The sequence below is a fragment of the Bacillus sp. CCB-MMP212 genome (genome assembly GCF_022748145.1).
Lineage (GTDB): Bacteria > Bacillota > Bacilli > Bacillales > Bacillaceae_G > Bacillus_A > Bacillus_A cereus.
This window is the reverse complement of sequence record NZ_JALDQE010000010.1, coordinates 75,830-93,285: the sequence shown is the minus strand read 5'-3', so window position 1 is coordinate 93,285 and position 17,456 is coordinate 75,830. Positions and strand designations below refer to the sequence as shown.

Here is a 17,456-nt window from a genome sequence, read left to right as displayed (position 1 = left end):
TTTAGCTTGATATGGGAGAAGTCTGCCCATTTTTTAAGATTAAGCTAAATTGAAGACAGCAGGTAAAGAACCTTAATCCTTTTTTACGATAATATGTAATGGGTAAGGTGTATTCACCTTACCCATTTTTATATGCATAATTAAATAAGGCTTCATACTGTTGGTCTCTCTATTTAGCTTATGGACGATAAGTAAAGGAGAGAAAAAAATGAGTATATTAACAGTAGAAAATTTAAGTCATTCGTATGGTGAGAAAACCATCTTATATAATGCGTGCTTTCGATTATTAAAGGGGGAGCATGTTGGGTTAGTAGGGAAAAATGGGATTGGAAAATCAACACTGCTAAGAATTTTAACAGGAGAACTTATACATGATGATGGGAACATTGAATGGTTTCCACATGTGAAGGTTGGATTTTTGCAGCAGCATATAGATTTACAAGAAGGGATAACAATTGAAAGATACTTGCAAAGTGCATTTTCTAACTTGTATGCAATTGAATACGAAATGTTAAAAATTGCAAAAGAGATGACTGAGGCAGTAGAAGTAGAAAAATTGTTAGTAAGGTATGGAGAGTTACAAACTATATTGGAAAACTCTAATTTCTATCAAATTCATACAGAAATTGAAGAAGTAGCAATTGGTTTAGGGCTGTTTGAAATAGGATTGGAAAAGGATGTTTCAAAGTTAAGTGGAGGACAGCGGACAAAGTTATTACTAGGAAAGCTTCTTCTAGAAAAAGCTGATGTTTTATTGCTAGATGAACCAACGAACTATTTAGATACAGCACATATAGAATGGTTGCAATCGTACTTGAAGTTGTATGAAAAAGCTTATATTATCATTTCGCATGACGAAGTGTTTTTGAACAATATTACGAATGTCATTTACCATCTAGAAGAACGAAAAGTTAAGCGATATGTAGGGGATTATGAAAAGTTTTTACAAAGTTATCAAGTGCAAAGGAAACAATTACAATCGGCGTATGTGAAACAACAAAAAGAAATTGCTCAGTTAGAAACATTTATTCAAAAAAATAAAATTCGAAAAGCAAAACAGGCAAAAAGTCGAGAGAAAGTATTGGAGAAAATGCGAAGGGTTGAAAAGGTAAATAATGTACCTCAGTCCTGTTTTGCTTTTACTGTTTATAATGAACCAGTAAGTCGTATATTACAGGCTGAGAAACTAAGAGTGGGTTATAGTGAGCCGTTATTTCCAGACTTGAATTTACAAGTGAAAAAAGGAGAAAAGATAGCTATTGTTGGTCAGAATGGTATTGGAAAAACGACAATATTAAAAACGTTATTAGGTCAAATAAAGCCGCTAAGCGGTTCGATTTTTGTTGGGGACCGAGTAAATCCTGCTTATTTTGCACAGGAAGAGTTTGCTTCAGAAATAACACCATTAGAGAAAGTTTGGGCACAACGACCAGATATGACAAAGAAAGAAGCGCGCCAAGCATTAGCGAAGTGTGGATTGAAAGAAGAACACGTATTAAAACCTATTCGTTTATTAAGCGGTGGAGAGCAAACGAAAGTGCGTTTATGTGAACTTATCGTAACGAAAAGCAATGTTTTAATTTTAGACGAACCGACTAATCATTTGGATGTAGAAACTAAGATGGCTTTACAGGAAGCGTTACAACAATACAAAGGAACGATTTTAATTGTCTCACATGAACCTTCTTTCTATGAATCGTGGATAACAAAAGTATGGAATATAGAAGATTGGAATGCTGAACAATATGAATAAAGAAAAGGCATTAGCTTTTATGAGCTAATGCCTTTTCTTTGTGATTAACATGATTTTCGAGAACTCTTACATGAGAATTGTATGAAGAAGCACTCTTATGGTGCGCTTATAAGCGTGCTTTTTCTTTTGTTATATTTATAATAATACGAAAGCCTTTCCCTAACAGGTGACTATCTTTCTTTATATATATAGATAGTTCAAAACGGAATGAAAATAATTCCTATATGTAAAGGATAATGTGGATATTATAGGAAGACAATAGAAATTAAAGGAAATTCATGTAAAATTCAAATGAACTTCATATAAACTTCATATTAGAAACTAAATATAATTATAATAGGTTATTATGATGTTTTTGATTTTTCATAAAATTAAAAGTTTGAATTTAGGAAGTCTTGCTCGAACCTAAATTCAAACTTTAATGAAATAATTAATGGATATTACGTCTAGTTTTCGCTAATGACGGCATTTAAAATTTCGGCAGGATTACCTGTTCCTGCACCACCAATTGTAATAGATCCACCAGGAGGAATTTCGCCATTCCATCCTGCGTTTGTAATTACATAATGATTATTTGTTTTACTACTAATTTTAGAATCCCAAACTTGTGTTAAATTGCCGCTATAATCAAATTCTAATTTCCAATTTTTAATAGGAGTCGTTCCATTATTTTTGATTATAATCGAGAAGTTATAACCGCTGCCCCAATTCGAAGTGACTGAAAATGTAGCAGTGCCATTTCCATCAGGAGGTGTCGTATTAGTTTCATCCGTTTTGACAGTAAGAGCGGTAGGTTGTGATTTATTTCCAGCAGCATCTTTGGCAATTACTGAAAATGTGTATTCTGTATTAGGTTTTAAGTTTTTAATTGTAATGCTATTTGTTGTTGTACTCCATTTCTCTTCTCCAGCAGTAATTTCATATTCCGTAACTCCTACGTTATCAGTAGATGCAGTCCAGTTTAATTGAACTGAGTTTGAATTTTTATTCGTAACTACAATATTTTTAACATTCGTTGGTGGCTCAGTATCTTTTTGACTAATAGGTCCACCAAGTAATTCTTTTACTAGCGTATCAAGTAATTTTGGACCACTACAACTATATTTTGGACTTGTACGGCAATCCCCGCTTAGTTCCCAAAACATTGCTCCACTTAAACCCTTCGTCTTTATATAGTCTGTTTTATATTTCATAGATTCATTGTCATCGTAGCTAATAAATGTGCCTGTAGTCGCATTATATAAGTAAGGTACTTTAGCTGTGTCATTCCAGTAGCGTACAAAACCATTTTTATTAACGTAATTGGCTGCTAAATCACCGTAATCATACACACCTGTGTCACCGGTAGAATAATCATCCCAAGTACCTTTAGAAGCAAGTTTCCCATCGCTACCTGGTTTGCAAGGTTGATATTGTCCGTTATTTTCTTTGCCACAACTTTTCCAGCCACGTCCGTAAAAGGGTACGCCTAATACTAGTTTATCGACTGGAACACCTTCATTTGTATAAACATTTATAGCACCATCTACGTAAAAATTCGTATTTGCTGCTGGGTCATTTGGATCCTTATATAGAGCTGCATTATGATTAGAAGTAGCTTCCCATCCGCCGTGGAAATCATATGTCATAATATTAATCCAATCGAGTATTTGAGAAATTTTCTTTAGCTCTGTATGATCAGCGTAGCGTTGGCTTGCACCTGAAGCGATTGTTAGTAAATATTGTTTGCCATCTTCAGTACCTGCTTTATTCAAAGCATTTCGGACGTCTTGAAGAAGGAGAGTGAAATTTTGTTTATCTTCAGGACGATAACTACCACCAGGAATCGTTTCAACGCCCGGATATTCCCAGTCTAAATCTACGCCATCAAACCCATATGCGCGAAGAAAAGCTACTGTAGATTCAGCAAATACTTTTCTTGTTTTTTCATCAGCGGCCATATCAGAAAAGCGGTTAGACCAAGTCCAGCCACCAACGGAAATAATTGTTTTTAAGTGAGGATATTTAGCTTTTAATCGTTTTAGTTCTCCGAAATTTCCGCAACGGGCATATTTATCGCAATCTTCCCAAGTTGTACCTGAGCCAGGATACGATTTGGTAACATCAGCCCATGGTTCCCCGAGTACGAGAGTACCATTAGGAACCTCTTTATTTTGCAATGGTACACCAGATTCTTTACAGTTCCACGTTTGTTTATTTGGATTATCAGGATGAGTAGAAGGGTTTCCATGTTTTCCATTCCAACAAATATCCGCGAAAGCATAGTTAAGGTGAGTAAGTTTTGATGCATCAATGTCAGCAACTTGATAATTACGTCCGTAAACGCCCCACGAAGGAAAGTACCCAACAATTTTTTGATTTTGCTTTGGTGAATCTGCTAATGCGAGATTTGGAGTAATAAAATTTGTGAGAAAAAGAGGTAAGAAAAGTAGTAGAGATAGTAATAGCAGTGTGAATTTTTGAGACCTCATAGCCATTTCTCCTTTCAAAATAAAAGATATATTTAAAGGCATACGCCAATAAATCAAAATGAATCTAGACGTATGAAACGTCTAGATAAAATGATCAGACATCACGAAGTCTATACAAGGGAGCTGGGGGTGATTAAATCGTAACAAATGTAAGATTTAGTGTAAACGCTTTATTCAGTTGTAAAAGACTTTCTCAATACAAAAAGGCTTGAATACAAACTATATATGAAAACGAAAGATCAGTATGGGAGGAAATAGCTCATTATAAATAAATTTGAGAAAAAATTGTATGGAGCCAATTATTAAAGACGTAGAAAGATAAGGAAATATCATGTAAAATAATAGTAAAAATATGTAAAGGAGGGAATAGTGTGGATGTGTTTTTGAACATTGCTGAAGAAAAAATTCGAAAAGCAATACGGAACGGTGATCTTGATTATCTTCCGGGAAAAGGAAAACCACTACAATTAGAAGATTTTTCAATGGTACCTCCAGAACTTAGAATGAGTTATAAAATTTTAAAAAATGCGGGAATGATTCCACCAGAAATGGAACTACAAAAAGATATATTAAAAATAGAGGATCTAATTGCTTGCTGTTATGATGAAGAAGAGAGAAAGAAATTAAGAGAAGAGTTAACAGTAAAAACGCTTCGTTTTCAGCAGGTAATGGAAAAGAGAAAGATTAAAGATAGTTCAGCTTTTCGTATGTATCAAGAAAAAGTATTTCGTAAATTACGCTAAGAGGGATAAGATGACTACATTTAAAACGATAGAAGAATTAGCGACCTATATCGAAGAACAACAATTGGTACTTCTGTTTATTAAAACGGAAAATTGTGGTGTTTGTGATGTTATGCTAAGAAAAGTAAATTGCGTATTAGAGAATTATGATTACGTAGAGAAAATAGAGATATTACTACAAGACATGCAAGAGATTGCGGGGCGATATGCCGTATTTACAGGACCGACAATTTTATTATTTTATAATGGAAAAGAGATCCTTCGAGAATCGCGCTTCATTTCACTTGAAAATCTAGAGAGAACCATTCAATTATTCGAGGAATAAGGGAGGCTTTTATATGGAATTTATTATTGTCATACTATTATTTGTTGTAGTTGGAATAATCGTAACAGCAGTTCGATCGAACAAAAAGAAGGTAAATCTTACAAAACAAAATAACATTCATAATTCATCTAACAGCTCATCACCATTATTTTTCTTTGCTGGATCTGATAATGATAGCTCGCATGATGGCGGCTCACATGATTGTGGAGGGTCTTTTGGGGGAGATAGCGGTGGTGGCGGTGATTGATGAAAATGCGCCTTATATAGGCGTATTTCTTTTTAAACAAACGTTTGATTAGTTGGCTTACATATTGCATAAACACAGTTAAACAAACGTTTGATTAATATTTTTAATATACTAAGGGGAATGGAAATGAAAAGGGAACCGAAAGTGAAAAATAAGGAGAAAGTAGTGTTATTTTTATTAGCTGCGGGAGGCGTATTTCTTGTTAAATTAGCATTTAAATTTGGAACGATACATATGATTCGAACTTGGTTTGAAAGTACGTTTTCTTAAATAAGGAATATATCTTCTTGCGATAGAGGTTTTTGATTTGTTATCATTAGACTGAACGGTCGGTTTAAAGAGGTGTGAATATGAGAAGAAGCGCAGAAGAGATAAAGAAAGAAATTGCATATAAAGCAGAAAGTCTATTTTCACAGAAGGGCTATGCAGCTACATCTATGGAAGAGATTTGTGAAATTACAGAGCGAAGTAAAGGAAGCATTTATTATCACTTTAAAAGTAAAGAAGAATTATTTTTATTTGTAGTGAAACAGCATACGTATGATTGGGTTGAAAAATGGAATGAAAAAGAGAAGTTGTATAGTACTAGTACTGAAAAACTATATGGTCTCGCGGAATATCATGTAGAGGACATACAGCAACCAATTTCAAATGCAATAGAGGAATTCTCTATGAGCCAAGTTGTAAGTAAAGAGATTCTGGATGAATTGTTAGCTTTAACTAGAGAATCATATGTTATGTTTGAGAAATTAATTGAAGCAGGTATACAGTCTGGAGAGTTCCGTGAAGATAATGCTCGTGATCTTATGTATATTGTGAACGGATTATTATCAGGGCTTGGAGTACTTTACTACGAGTTAGATTATAAAGAGTTGAAGCGTATTTATAAAAAGGCAATAGATGTATTGTTAAAAGGAATGGCAGCTGAATAATAAGTCAGTTGCTTTTCTTACAAAACAAATTAGACCGAACGGTCGGTTTATGAAAGGGGAATGAAAGTGAACGCTTTATTTAAAAACCGAGCATTTATGCTCGTTATGGCATCTGATATTTTACAACAATTTGCAATTTGGATCAGAAATATGGCTCTTTTATATTTCATAATGGAGCGGACAAATAATGATCCAGTTTCAGTGTCTCTATTATCTGTCATGGAGTATGCACCTATCTTTATTTTCTCGTTCATTGGTGGTGCATTAGCAGATCGCTGGAATCCGAAAAGAACAATGGTCGCTGGAGATGTGTTGAGTGTACTGTCTATTATAGGAATTGTCCTGTTGTTAAAGCTGGATTATTGGCAGGCTATATTTTTTGCAACACTCATTTCCGCGATTGTAGGTCAGTTTTCTCAGCCCTCATCTTCGCGTATATTTAAGCGCTATGTAAAAGAAGAACAGGTAGCAAATGCGATTGCATTTAACCAAACATTACAGTCATTATTTATGATTTTTGGACCAGTTGTAGGATCAATTGTGTATACACAACTTGGCTTATTTACATCACTATATAGTTTAATCATTCTATTTTTGTTATCGGCTATCGCCCTTTCATTTTTACCAAAATGGGTTGAAAAAGAGCAAGTGGCAAGAGATTCATTAAAAAATGATATAAAAGAAGGATGGAAATACGTTCTTTACACGAAAAATTTACGTATGATTACGATCACTTTTACAATTATGGGTTTAGCTGTTGGATTAACAACTCCATTAGAGGTGTTTCTTGTAATTGAACGTTTAGGCATGGAAAAAGAAGCTGTTCAATATTTAGCAGCAGCTGATGGAATAGGTATGTTAATCGGTGGTATTGTTGCTGCAATTTTCGCTTCAAAAGTGAATCCGAAAAAGATGTTTGTATTCGGTATGGGCATATTAGCGATATCATTTTTAGTAGAAGGGCTATCTACATCATTTTGGATTACTAGTTTCATGAGATTTGGAACAGGTATTTGTTTAGCTTGTGTTAATATTGTTGTCGGTACGCTTATGATTCAACTTGTACCAGAAAATATGGTTGGAAGAGTAAATGGGACGATTTTACCACTGTTTATGGGGGCAATGCTAATTGGAACTTCACTAGCTGGAGGATTAAAGGAACTAACTTCACTAGTTACTGTATTTTGTATAGCGATGGCACTTATTTTATTAGCGATAGGGCCAGTTCTACGTATGCAAATAAAGAAAGAAGCTGTCGCTAATAAAGAGGAACTAACAAATTCGTTAGCTTCGAAATAACTATTGTAAGGGAGCAAAATTGCTCCCTTTTTCTTTGAGGAACTTTTGACAACTATATGAGCCAATTATATACTGATGTTGTAAAAACGATTTTACAGGTTAGGAGCAATGGTGTGAAAAATCAAATCTATGAATTACGCACTGAAAATAATATTTCACAAGGCGCATTAGCTGATAAATGCAAGGTTTCTAGACAAACGATAAATGCAATTGAGAATAATAAATATGATCCAAGCTTAGCGTTAGCATTCCGCTTAGCTGAAGTATTAGGAACAACTGTTGATAAATTATTTTTGTACAAGCAGTAGGGTCGTTCATTATAAGGCGCACCGTTAAAAATAAAAAAGATCCTCTTCTTATGAGAAGAGGATCTTTTCTTATAGCGTTTTAGTCTTTGGACTAGGTGGTGTAACGGATGTATTATTTTCTGGAACTCTAGTGAGTAAGAATCCACCGATAATAAACAATACAATAATACTAAGAACACCAGCGTTTGTTTTTCCTGTTAATTGCGTTGTAACACCGACTAATACCGGGCCCATAATTGCGGCGAACTTACCAAAGATATTATAAAATCCGAAGAATTCATTAGCAGATTCTTTTGGTACTAGTTTTGCAAAGTATGAACGACTTAGTGCTTGAATACCACCTTGAGATGTAGCAACTAACATTGCTAAAATCCAAAAATCAAGTGTCGTTTTTAAGAAATAAGCATATGTGCAAATAATGATATAAATAATGATACCGACATATAACATTTTTTTACCAGTAAATGTTTCAGATAGTTTTCCGTATAGTAACGCAAATGGACAAGCGACAATTTGTGTTACAAATAATATGATTAATAGATTCGTTGCACTGATACCGAGGTCGGTTCCGTAAGCTGTAGACATAGTAATAATTGTATCGACTCCGTCAATATAGAAAAAGTAAGCAATTAGAAACATAAATACAGTTTTATATTCTTTAATATTTTTAAAAGTATCAGCAAGACGTTTGAAGCTCATTTTAATAGGTCTTGGATGACGCTCAATATAGTGTGTTTGCTCTACGTTTTTAAGCATTGGAATTGTAAATAACCCCCACCAAAGAGCAGTTATCGCAAATGAAATTTGACTAGCAATGCCAACTGATAAAGGGATAGTTCCTTTTTGAGCAAGAATAATAAGAGCGATACAACCGATAAAAGGAATAGTACTCCCAATATAGCCTAAAGCGAAACCTCTTGTAGAAATTCGATCCATTCTATCTTCAGAAGTGACATCTACTAAAAATGCATCATAGAAAATGTTGGCTCCAGCAAAACCAACTAAGGCGAGCATATAGCATCCTAATAATAAGTACCACTGAGATGTTGGAACGACTGCTAACATACTTGTAAATACGATACCAAGTCCAAAGAAGAATGTGAAAAATCGTTTTTTAAATCCTTTATAATCAGCAACTGTGCCGAGAATAGGAGCAAGTATAGAAATTAAAAGTGTAGCGAACGAGTTTGCATATCCCCAATATGCTGTTGAAGTTGCACCAGATAGCCCGGCTTCTTTTGCAGCTGCTTTAAAGTAAATTGGAAATAATGCAGTTGTAATGACGAGCGAATATACCGAGTTCGCCCAATCGTATAATATCCAGCTTTTTTCTTGTCTGGACATTTTTTTCATATAGTGTTCCCCCTTAAATTTGTTCTACTAACAGTGTACAAAAATAAAAATTATAAAAAGAGAAACAGTGATGATTTTTACAGAACTTTTACATATATACACAGTTCTTTACAATTGGAGTAAATCCTCTACAATTGATCCGTCTGTTTCGCCTAAGTGTAAACCGAGTAGTCTAGCGATAGTTGGACCTTCATCAATAAGTCTCATATAAGGGACGGTAACGCCGGTTTTTATTCCTTTTCCAGCAGCGATAAAAATTGTTTCATAGTTAGGTTTTGTTGGAGAGTATCCATGCGTACCAAATGTATATTTTTTACTAGGCGTAACATCTTTTTCAGTAATGTCTTTTATAAAATCTCCTGTATAGTTTTCAGTGAAATAATACCCCTCTTGCGCTTCTAACATAAATAAACAATTACCATCTGCACCGCAGTCTTTCGCAGCTTCATCATGAAGTATAAATTCAATTCCATTCTGTTTATTTTGCAGCAGTTCTTCAAGGAGTAGTTGTACTTCTCGAATTGTATCCGTATCATTTTTGTCTTTCACATATACATAGGCAGACCCGTCGCAACTTTGACAATAGGCCTTCCAATCTACTAATAGCCCTTTTTTATTTATAGATACGAGGCCTTTTTGTTGGAATAGCACATTTAATTGAATCGCTTTGTTTTCACTTAAAGCGCTATGGTCACCAAGAGCGATAATTGTACTCTCTTCGTATAGGTCACTGTCTTTTAAAGTTTGAATAATTTTCCCGAGCCGCTCATCATGTCTATGAATTGCAGCTATTGTTTCGTTAGATTCAAAGCCATGATAATGTCTTTGCGTGTCTAAATCAGTGAAATGTACGAACATAACATTAGGCTTTTTCGTCTGAATGGTGTGTACAGCAGAGGCGAGGACGAAATCATCCAGCTCTGGTTGTGATAAACCATTTCTTATATGGCCGAAACGAAGATTTAAATCTAATTGGTATAGTGGGCTACCGCTAAATAAGGAAACTAACACTTGATTTTGCCAAGGTCTATTGGGGAAAATTTCTGGTAAATTGTAATCAATGTTTGCTCTCCCAGTAACAGGCCATAGAAGGGCAGCTGTCGTTAAATTTGCTTTACGCGCTTCATCATACAATGTTGTTCCTTTTATCGATTTTCGGTACCAATGCCAATCAGGTGATTCACGTCCTGGTTGAAGTAATGTATTACTAACAACACCGTGCTTGTTAGGGTAATTACCGGTTACGATTGTTGAGTGGCTTGGATATGTTACAGAAGGATAAATTGGTTCTACTTTTTCGACAACCGTGCCCTTTTTTATTAGAGATTGGAAATGAGGTAGTTTTTGTAGTATAGGAAAATCTAAAGCTGATAAACAGTCGAATGATAAAATAATGACACGATTCGTTAATGCTTTATCCATAAAGTAATCCTCCTAATTATATAAAACCTATTCTTATATATTACTATTAATACCTAGTAATAAAAATATGTTTCTGAATAAAATTTATTGTTTATTTTCAGAAAAATTAAACATATAATAAGTATAAGGGAATCTATGGACGGAGGGAATAGTATGGACTGGTTAGATGGATTCGGTATATTTTACATCATTGGTGGCATCACAATTCTCCTTGTATTTGCTATTTCATATTTACTAAAGAAACGTTTTCCAGACAAACAGTTTGATATTATATTTGCACTGATTGTAATACTTCTTTGCTTAGCATCATTTCCTGTTACCATGATGGTTATTGGTGGGTGGGAAGGAATGGGATATGGATTTATTGGTTTCTTCGTTCTACTAGGTACACTTATTGGTATGATTGCACATCAACTTGTAAAAATTTCTCGAAAAAGCTACGTATAAAACTGTAAAAAATGAAAAGAATATATAATAATAAGAAAATTAGCTATTGTTTTAAAAAAGAATTTGTATTATGATAATCAACAAATTTATTTCGTTATAACGATGAAAAAGGACTAGTACATATTCAACCTTTTTAGCAGAGAGAGAATCCGCCAGGCTGAAAGATTCTTAAAAAGGCAATATGGAACCTGCCTTTGAGTTCTGCATATGCAGCGGGAATTTCCCGTTATCAAAAAGAGAGCATGCGCAATTTTTGTGCATGAATCAGGGTGGTAACGCCGGCAAAGCTCGGTCCCTATTTAGGGACGCGGGCTTTTTTGTATTTTCTAGAAGGAGGAAGACTGACTATGGCAAAAGAACAAGTGCAAGCCATTACGAAGATGGAAGAGGACTTTGCGCAGTGGTATACCGATATTGTAAAAAAAGCCGAACTTGTTGATTATTCAAGTGTAAAAGGGTGCATGATTTTACGTCCGTATGGTTATGCCTTATGGGAGAATATGCAGAAGGTGATGGATGAGAAGTTAAAAGAAACTGGCCATGAAAATGTATATATGCCAATGTTTATCCCAGAGAGTTTATTGCAAAAAGAGAAGGATCATGTTGAAGGATTTGCTCCTGAAGTAGCATGGGTTACACATGGCGGGGATGAAAAGTTAGCGGAAAGACTTTGTGTACGTCCTACATCTGAAACTTTATTCTGTGAGCACTTTTCAAAAATTGTGCAATCCTATAATGATTTGCCAAAGTTATATAATCAGTGGTGTTCAGTAGTTCGTTGGGAGAAGACAACTAGACCATTCCTTCGTACGACTGAATTTTTATGGCAAGAGGGTCATACAATCCATGAAACGGCAGAAGAATCGCAGGCTGAAACATTAAATATTTTAAACTTATATGCTTCTTTCTGTGAGGATTATTTAGCGATACCAGTTATTAAAGGACAAAAAACAGAAAAAGAGAAGTTTGCTGGAGCAAAGGCAACTTATACAATTGAAAGTTTAATGCATGATGGAAAAGCGCTTCAAACAGGAACCTCTCATAACTTTGGGACGAATTTCTCAGAAGCATTTGATATTAAGTTTTTAGATCGTAACGGTAAATGGCAATATGTGCACCAAACATCTTGGGGTGTATCAACAAGAATGATAGGCGGGCTAATAATGGTTCATAGCGATAATAATGGACTTGTAATGCCACCAAAAGTCGCTCCAGTGCAAGTTGTTATTGTACCAATTGCTCAGCATAAAGAAGGAGTTTTAGCAAAAGCAACAGAGTTACAAGGACATATTCAAAAGGTTGCACGAGTAAAAATAGATGCTAGTAATAAAACGCCTGGTTGGAAATTTAATGAGTATGAAATGAAGGGTATTCCAATTCGATTAGAAGTTGGTCCTAAAGATATTGAAAAGAATCAAGTTGTACTTGTAAGAAGAGATGCGAAGGAAAAAGAATTTGTACCAATGGATCAATTAGAAGAACGTATTCCAGCATTACTTGAAGAAATTCATATTGCTTTATTTAATAAAGCAAAAGCATTTCGCGATGAGAATACGTATGCTGTGACAAATTTCGAAGAGATGAAAAAAGTAGCTGAAGAAAAGCAAGGCTTTATTAAAGCAATGTGGTGCGGGGAATTGGCTTGTGAAGAGAAACTAAAAGAAGAGGTGGGAGTATCTTCACGTTGTATGCCTTTTGAGCAAGAGCATTTAGCTGAAGAATGTATTTGTTGTGGTAAAGAAGCTAAACAAATGGTGTATTGGGGAAAAGCGTATTAATACTCTTTTGATAGGTGATAAAAAGGACTTTGGGCTGCATAATAAAATGCAATCCAAAGCCCTTTTTAGTTTTATACATTATTTCATGTACTTTTTAGATGGAAGGATGTTGTTCTTATTTTACGTTTTTACGACGAATAAACAGTAACATACCAATGAGGAATGTTGAAAGACCCATTAAAATAGATATAGGGTAATGCGTTGCAGTATTAGGTAATTTATCACCTTGTTTTTTGGTATTATCTTTTACATTACCACCTTGAGAACCATTACCCCCTTGAGAACTGCTATCGCCTTTAACACGATTGCCACCTTGAGAGCCATTACCCCCTTGAGAACTGCTATTACCTTTAACACGATTGCCACCTTGAGAGCCATTACCGCCGTGAGAGCCACTGCCACCAGAACCGTTACCGCCAGAACCATTGCCACCAGAACCGTTACCACCGGAACCGTTACCGCCAGAGCCGTTGCCACCAGAGCCACTGCCGCCAGAGCCGTTGCCACCAGAACCATTGCCACCAGAGCCATTGCCACCAGAGCCATTGCCACCAGAGCCATTGCCACCAGAACCGTTACCACCGGAACCATTGCCACCAGAGCCATTGCCACCAGAACCGTTACCACCGGAACCATTGCCACCAGAACCGTTACCGCCGGAACCATTACCACCGGAACCATTGCCGCCAGAGCCGCTACCACCAGAACCATTACCGCCGGAACCGTTGTCACCAGAGCCACTGCCGCCAGAACCATTGTCACCAGAGCCATTGTCACCAGAGCCATTGCCACCAGAACCATTGCCGCCAGAGCCACTGCCACCAGAACCGTTACCACCGGAACCATTGCCGCCAGAGCCACTGCCACCAGAACCGTTACCGCCGGAACCGTTGTCACCAGAGCCACTGCCACCAGAACCATTGCCGCCAGAGCCACTACCACCAGAACCGTTACCGCCGGAACCATTGCCACCAGAGCCACTGCCACCAGAACCGTTACCGCCGGAACCATTACCGCCGGAACCATTGCCGCCAGAGCCGCTGCCGCCAGAACCACTATCGTCCTGAGAACCGTTATTTCCTGGAGGTTTATTATTATCCTTTAAATTTCCTTCTGCAAAATGATCGCTATTTTGTACAACAGCGTTTGTTAATGGATGGAAGTTTTCAGTTGCAGCATTACCGATATTTAAACCGCTAAAAAAAGATAAAGAGAGTGTTGATGCTAAAATGAAGATTTTCGTCATGGTTTTCCTCCTAAGAAATTAATATTCCATCTAAAATACATCCCTTTGTAATATTTCTTAGGAAAAAGAGTTTTATGCAAAAAAAACTATATATAGAAAAAGGTGGTGTATTTGTCAAAGCAGAAAAGAGTTAATGTAGATTTCCTACAAATAGTAGAGGCGGAGAATTTACATTCATAACGGTAGAGGAAGTGGCAGTAGATGAAAGAGTACATAGCGTTTGATATTGGCGGTACGCAAATTAAGTGTGGCATTGTTTCAGAAATAGGGAGAGTATTAAAGCGTAAAACAGTTGCAACAGAAATTCATTTAGGCGGAGAACAAATTATTCAAAAACTTATATATGTATCCAAAAAAATAATGAATGAACATACTATTGCAGGAATTGGTATTAGCACTACGGGAATTGTTGATATTAATAAAGGAATTGTGACGGGAGGTGCGGATCATATTCCGGGATATAGTACTATTCCTATTATTGATAGATTGCAAGAGATATTAAAAGTACCAGTATCGATTGACAATGATGTGAATTGTGCAGCGTTTGGAGAAAAGTGGAATGGTAGTGGAAGAGAGAAAGAGAACTTTATTATGCTCACCCTTGGAACAGGAATTGGGGGAGCAATTTTTATAGATGGAGAATTGTACCGAGGACATTCATTTAGTGCTGGTGAATGGGGGAATATGTTAATAGAAGGAAAAACGTTTGAAGAGGTTGCTTCGATTTCAGGATTAATTCGGCTTGTAAGAAAATATAAAGGCAAAGGCGAGTGGAATGGGAAAAGAATTTTCGAGTTGTATGATAAAGGAGATCGGGAAGTTGCTCAAGCAGTTGGGATCTTCTTTAAACATTTGGCGATCGGAATTAGTAATCTTGCTTATATTTTTAATCCAGAAACGATTATTATTGGTGGAGGAATTACCGATAGAGGAAATGAGTTTTTAAAAGAAGTAAAAGAGGAGGTCAGTAAATACTTAAATCAAGAGATTTATAATAATTGTGAGATTGAACTTGCACAAAACGGTAATTGTGCAGGAATGATTGGTGCTATTTACCACTTCTTACATCATCATAAGTAAATTATATGAATGTTTTCATATAACTGAGAATTTATCCTTTTTATCGCTAGGTAAATAATGCTACAATATAAGAGAAGAATACAATATTTTCCGATTTGGAAAATGCTTTGTAGAAAGGGAGAAACTTCATGCCTATTATTTTAGAAAAAGGTCAAAAGATCGATTTAACGAAAGGACAACCAAAAGTAGCAAAACTACAGGTTGGCTTAGGCTGGGATCCAATTGGGCAATCAGGTGGATTTCTGTCTTCATTATTTGGAAGTAAACCAAATGTAGATTGTGATGCATCTGTTGTTATGTTAGAAGGAGATCGTTTTTTAAACAAAAATGATTTAGTTTACTTCGGAAATAAACTTTCTACTTGTGGTAGTATTATTCATTCAGGAGATAATTTAACAGGCGAAGGCGCTGGTGATGACGAAACAATTTTCGTAGAATTACATAAAGTTCCGAGCCGTATTAATCGTTTAGTATTCGTTGTAAATATTTATGACTGTGTAAATCGTCGTCAAGATTTCGGGATGATTCGTAATGCATATATTCGTATTCAAAACCCGCAAACTGGTGAAGAATTAGCACGCTATAATTTATCGGATAATTACGCTGGCAAAACGACTCTAATTGCAGGTGAAATGTATCGTCACGGAAGTGAATGGAAGTTTTCAGCAGTTGGAGAAGGAACACAAGATAAAAACTTAAGTGAGATTGTATCACGTTATCAATAAAATAACCGAGGAGGAATTGTGTATGGCATCAATTTCATTGAAAAAAGGACAAAAGGTAGACTTAACAAAAACGAATCCAGGTCTTTCAAAAGTTCTTGTAGGACTTGGTTGGGATACGAATCGTTATGATGGACAAAACGATTTCGATTTAGATGTTAGTATTTTCTTAGTAGGTGCTAACGGTAAAGTTTCAGGTGCAGAGGATTTCGTCTTCTATAATAACCCAAAAGGTGCGAATGGTGCTGTAGAGCATTTAGGAGATAACCGAACTGGCGAAGGTGAAGGCGATGACGAATCGATTAAAGTAGATTTGAAAAATGTACCTGCACATATCGAACGTATTTGCTTCACAATCACGATTTACGATGGAGAAGGACGCAGCCAAAACTTTGGACAAGTTTCTAACTCTTTCGTACGTATTTTAGATGAAGAAAAGAATGCAGAATTAATTCGTTACGATTTAGGAGAAGATTTCTCTATTGAAACAGCCGTAGTAGTAGGTGAATTATATCGTCATGCAGGTGACTGGAAATTCAATGCAATCGGAAGTGGATTCCAAGGTGGATTAGCGTCTCTATGTAATAATTTTGGTTTAGATGTAGAGTAATAGATTTGATTTATATATCCATCGGTGAAAGGCGTGTATACCGATGGATATATTTTTAAAGATAAAAATATAGAGGTGAATATAGATGGTTATTCAATTACAAAAAGGACAGAAAATCGATTTAGGTAAGACAAGCCCTGGTTTAACAAAAGCAGTAATTGGTCTTGGATGGGATATTAAATCTTATGACGGTGGATCAGATTTCGATTTAGATGCATCTGCCTTTTTATTAGATGCAAACGGAAAATGTACGAAGGAAACTGATTTTATTTTCTATAATAATTTACAGTCTCCTTGTGGATCTGTTTTACATACAGGAGATAACCGTACAGGCGAAGGCGAAGGCGACGATGAGCAACTTGTTGTAGATTTGAAGAAGGTTCCAGCAGATGTTCATAAAATTGCTATTACAGTTACGATTTATGATGCAGAAGGCCGTAGTCAAAACTTTGGGCAAGTTGGAAATGCGTTTGTTCGTTTAGCGAATGAAGAGACGAATGAAGAAGTTCTTCGTTTTGATTTAGGGGAAGATTTCTCCATCGAAACAGCAGTTGTCTTTTGTGAATTATACCGTCATAATGGACAGTGGAAGTTTAATGCAGTAGGAAGTGGATTCCAAGGTGGTTTAGGTGCGCTTGTAAGAGCGTATGGCTTGGATGCATAGAAAGGAAACGATATTCGTTTCCTTTTTTTGACCTTTCTATAAATCTAGCAAAGAAT

At 35.9% G+C, this 17,456-nt stretch carries 18 protein-coding genes and 1 other annotated feature; of the genes, 14 read left to right on the top strand and 4 right to left on the bottom strand.

Annotated features, from left to right (window positions below; all coding sequences use genetic code 11):
* The first annotated feature begins 208 nt into the window (after positions 1-208).
* On the top strand, positions 209-1,753 hold the full coding sequence (locus tag MRP26_RS23630) for an ABC-F family ATP-binding cassette domain-containing protein (RefSeq protein ID WP_098680014.1): 1,545 nt from the start codon (positions 209-211) through the stop codon (positions 1,751-1,753).
* A gap of 446 nt (positions 1,754-2,199) precedes the next feature.
* Here the strand turns inward: MRP26_RS23630 and MRP26_RS23625 are convergent, their stop codons facing one another.
* On the bottom strand, positions 2,200-4,224 hold the full coding sequence (locus MRP26_RS23625) for a glycosyl hydrolase family 18 protein (protein WP_064532162.1): 2,025 nt from the start codon (positions 4,222-4,224) through the stop codon (positions 2,200-2,202).
* A 371-nt stretch (positions 4,225-4,595) separates the two neighbouring features.
* Here MRP26_RS23625 and MRP26_RS23620 point away from each other — a divergent pair, with 371 nt between their 5' ends.
* The 7 genes from MRP26_RS23620 to MRP26_RS23590 all read left to right on the top strand — a co-directional run bounded on the left by MRP26_RS23620 (position 4,596) and on the right by MRP26_RS23590 (position 8,078).
* Positions 4,596-4,967, top strand: a complete 372-nt coding sequence (locus MRP26_RS23620; RefSeq protein ID WP_017657409.1) for a DnaJ family domain-containing protein — start codon at positions 4,596-4,598, stop codon at positions 4,965-4,967.
* 10 nt (positions 4,968-4,977) lie between these two features.
* The gene (locus tag MRP26_RS23615) at positions 4,978-5,292 is read left to right on the top strand and encodes a thioredoxin family protein (RefSeq protein WP_064532164.1); all 315 of its coding nucleotides are present in this window, start codon (positions 4,978-4,980) and stop codon (positions 5,290-5,292) included.
* A 13-nt stretch (positions 5,293-5,305) separates the two neighbouring features.
* Positions 5,306-5,539, top strand: a complete 234-nt coding sequence (locus MRP26_RS23610) for a hypothetical protein (protein ID WP_098680013.1) — start codon at positions 5,306-5,308, stop codon at positions 5,537-5,539.
* Positions 5,540-5,665: 126 nt separating this feature from the next.
* Positions 5,666-5,809: a histidine kinase gene (locus MRP26_RS23605; protein ID WP_069354903.1), complete on the top strand. Its 144-nt coding sequence runs from the start codon at positions 5,666-5,668 to the stop codon at positions 5,807-5,809.
* 80 nt (positions 5,810-5,889) lie between these two features.
* Positions 5,890-6,471 carry a TetR/AcrR family transcriptional regulator gene (locus MRP26_RS23600; protein WP_001254447.1) on the top strand — a complete coding sequence of 194 codons (582 nt, stop codon included), beginning with the start codon at positions 5,890-5,892 and terminating at the stop codon, positions 6,469-6,471.
* A 66-nt stretch (positions 6,472-6,537) separates the two neighbouring features.
* On the top strand, positions 6,538-7,770 hold the full coding sequence (locus tag MRP26_RS23595; RefSeq protein ID WP_069354904.1) for an MFS transporter: 1,233 nt from the start codon (positions 6,538-6,540) through the stop codon (positions 7,768-7,770).
* A 56-nt stretch (positions 7,771-7,826) separates the two neighbouring features.
* Positions 7,827-8,078: a helix-turn-helix transcriptional regulator gene (locus MRP26_RS23590; RefSeq protein ID WP_002023181.1), complete on the top strand. Its 252-nt coding sequence runs from the start codon at positions 7,827-7,829 to the stop codon at positions 8,076-8,078.
* Between the two features lie 69 nt (positions 8,079-8,147).
* Here the strand turns inward: MRP26_RS23590 and MRP26_RS23585 are convergent, their stop codons facing one another.
* Together MRP26_RS23585 and MRP26_RS23580 are read right to left on the bottom strand one after the other, a co-directional pair.
* Positions 8,148-9,431: an MFS transporter gene (locus MRP26_RS23585; RefSeq protein ID WP_000738820.1), complete on the bottom strand. Its 1,284-nt coding sequence runs from the start codon at positions 9,429-9,431 to the stop codon at positions 8,148-8,150.
* A gap of 108 nt (positions 9,432-9,539) precedes the next feature.
* Entirely contained in the window at positions 9,540-10,853 is a 1,314-nt protein-coding gene (locus tag MRP26_RS23580; protein WP_053565342.1) for an alkaline phosphatase family protein, read from the bottom strand.
* A 153-nt stretch (positions 10,854-11,006) separates the two neighbouring features.
* Here MRP26_RS23580 and MRP26_RS23575 point away from each other — a divergent pair, with 153 nt between their 5' ends.
* Positions 11,007-11,300 (top strand): YesK-like family protein, encoded by a 294-nt coding sequence (locus MRP26_RS23575; protein ID WP_000383860.1) that lies wholly within the window; start codon positions 11,007-11,009, stop codon positions 11,298-11,300.
* A gap of 93 nt (positions 11,301-11,393) precedes the next feature.
* Positions 11,394-11,600: a binding site (T-box leader), on the top strand.
* Positions 11,601-11,647: 47 nt separating this feature from the next.
* Entirely contained in the window at positions 11,648-13,078 is a 1,431-nt protein-coding gene (proS, locus tag MRP26_RS23570; protein ID WP_053565341.1) for a proline--tRNA ligase, read from the top strand.
* A gap of 115 nt (positions 13,079-13,193) precedes the next feature.
* Here proS and MRP26_RS23565 read toward each other — a convergent pair whose 3' ends face one another.
* Positions 13,194-14,324: a cell wall anchor protein gene (locus tag MRP26_RS23565; protein WP_242807002.1), complete on the bottom strand. Its 1,131-nt coding sequence runs from the start codon at positions 14,322-14,324 to the stop codon at positions 13,194-13,196.
* A gap of 201 nt (positions 14,325-14,525) precedes the next feature.
* On the opposite strand from MRP26_RS23565, the gene MRP26_RS23560 reads away from it, so the two are divergent.
* The 4 genes from MRP26_RS23560 (at position 14,526) to MRP26_RS23545 (ending at position 17,400) form a co-directional block, all read left to right on the top strand.
* Entirely contained in the window at positions 14,526-15,404 is an 879-nt protein-coding gene (locus MRP26_RS23560; protein WP_089170354.1) for an ROK family protein, read from the top strand.
* Between the two features lie 128 nt (positions 15,405-15,532).
* A complete protein-coding gene (locus MRP26_RS23555) occupies positions 15,533-16,129 on the top strand; it encodes a TerD family protein (RefSeq protein WP_001121586.1) in 597 nt (198 codons plus the stop codon).
* Between the two features lie 22 nt (positions 16,130-16,151).
* Positions 16,152-16,736 carry a TerD family protein gene (locus MRP26_RS23550; RefSeq protein WP_000146729.1) on the top strand — a complete coding sequence of 195 codons (585 nt, stop codon included), beginning with the start codon at positions 16,152-16,154 and terminating at the stop codon, positions 16,734-16,736.
* Positions 16,737-16,821: 85 nt separating this feature from the next.
* Positions 16,822-17,400: a TerD family protein gene (locus MRP26_RS23545; protein WP_000236649.1), complete on the top strand. Its 579-nt coding sequence runs from the start codon at positions 16,822-16,824 to the stop codon at positions 17,398-17,400.
* Positions 17,401-17,456 lie beyond the last annotated feature (56 nt).

Excerpts from the sequence above, each read along its gene's own strand:
- MRP26_RS23630 (WP_098680014.1), top strand. The coding sequence starts at position 209 with ATGAGTATATTAACAGTAGAAAATTTAAGTCATTCGTATGGTGAGAAA.
- MRP26_RS23625 (WP_064532162.1), bottom strand. The coding sequence starts at position 4,224 with ATGAGGTCTCAAAAATTCACACTGCTATTACTATCTCTACTACTTTTC.
- MRP26_RS23615 (WP_064532164.1), top strand. The coding sequence starts at position 4,978 with ATGACTACATTTAAAACGATAGAAGAATTAGCGACCTATATCGAAGAA.
- MRP26_RS23610 (WP_098680013.1), top strand. The coding sequence starts at position 5,306 with ATGGAATTTATTATTGTCATACTATTATTTGTTGTAGTTGGAATAATC.
- MRP26_RS23605 (WP_069354903.1), top strand. The coding sequence starts at position 5,666 with ATGAAAAGGGAACCGAAAGTGAAAAATAAGGAGAAAGTAGTGTTATTT.
- MRP26_RS23600 (WP_001254447.1), top strand. The coding sequence starts at position 5,890 with ATGAGAAGAAGCGCAGAAGAGATAAAGAAAGAAATTGCATATAAAGCA.
- MRP26_RS23590 (WP_002023181.1), top strand. The coding sequence starts at position 7,827 with ATGAGCCAATTATATACTGATGTTGTAAAAACGATTTTACAGGTTAGG.
- MRP26_RS23585 (WP_000738820.1), bottom strand. The coding sequence starts at position 9,431 with ATGAAAAAAATGTCCAGACAAGAAAAAAGCTGGATATTATACGATTGG.
- MRP26_RS23580 (WP_053565342.1), bottom strand. The coding sequence starts at position 10,853 with ATGGATAAAGCATTAACGAATCGTGTCATTATTTTATCATTCGACTGT.
- MRP26_RS23575 (WP_000383860.1), top strand. The coding sequence starts at position 11,007 with ATGGACTGGTTAGATGGATTCGGTATATTTTACATCATTGGTGGCATC.
- proS (WP_053565341.1), top strand. The coding sequence starts at position 11,648 with ATGGCAAAAGAACAAGTGCAAGCCATTACGAAGATGGAAGAGGACTTT.
- MRP26_RS23565 (WP_242807002.1), bottom strand. The coding sequence starts at position 14,324 with ATGACGAAAATCTTCATTTTAGCATCAACACTCTCTTTATCTTTTTTT.
- MRP26_RS23560 (WP_089170354.1), top strand. The coding sequence starts at position 14,526 with ATGAAAGAGTACATAGCGTTTGATATTGGCGGTACGCAAATTAAGTGT.
- MRP26_RS23555 (WP_001121586.1), top strand. The coding sequence starts at position 15,533 with ATGCCTATTATTTTAGAAAAAGGTCAAAAGATCGATTTAACGAAAGGA.
- MRP26_RS23550 (WP_000146729.1), top strand. The coding sequence starts at position 16,152 with ATGGCATCAATTTCATTGAAAAAAGGACAAAAGGTAGACTTAACAAAA.
- MRP26_RS23545 (WP_000236649.1), top strand. The coding sequence starts at position 16,822 with ATGGTTATTCAATTACAAAAAGGACAGAAAATCGATTTAGGTAAGACA.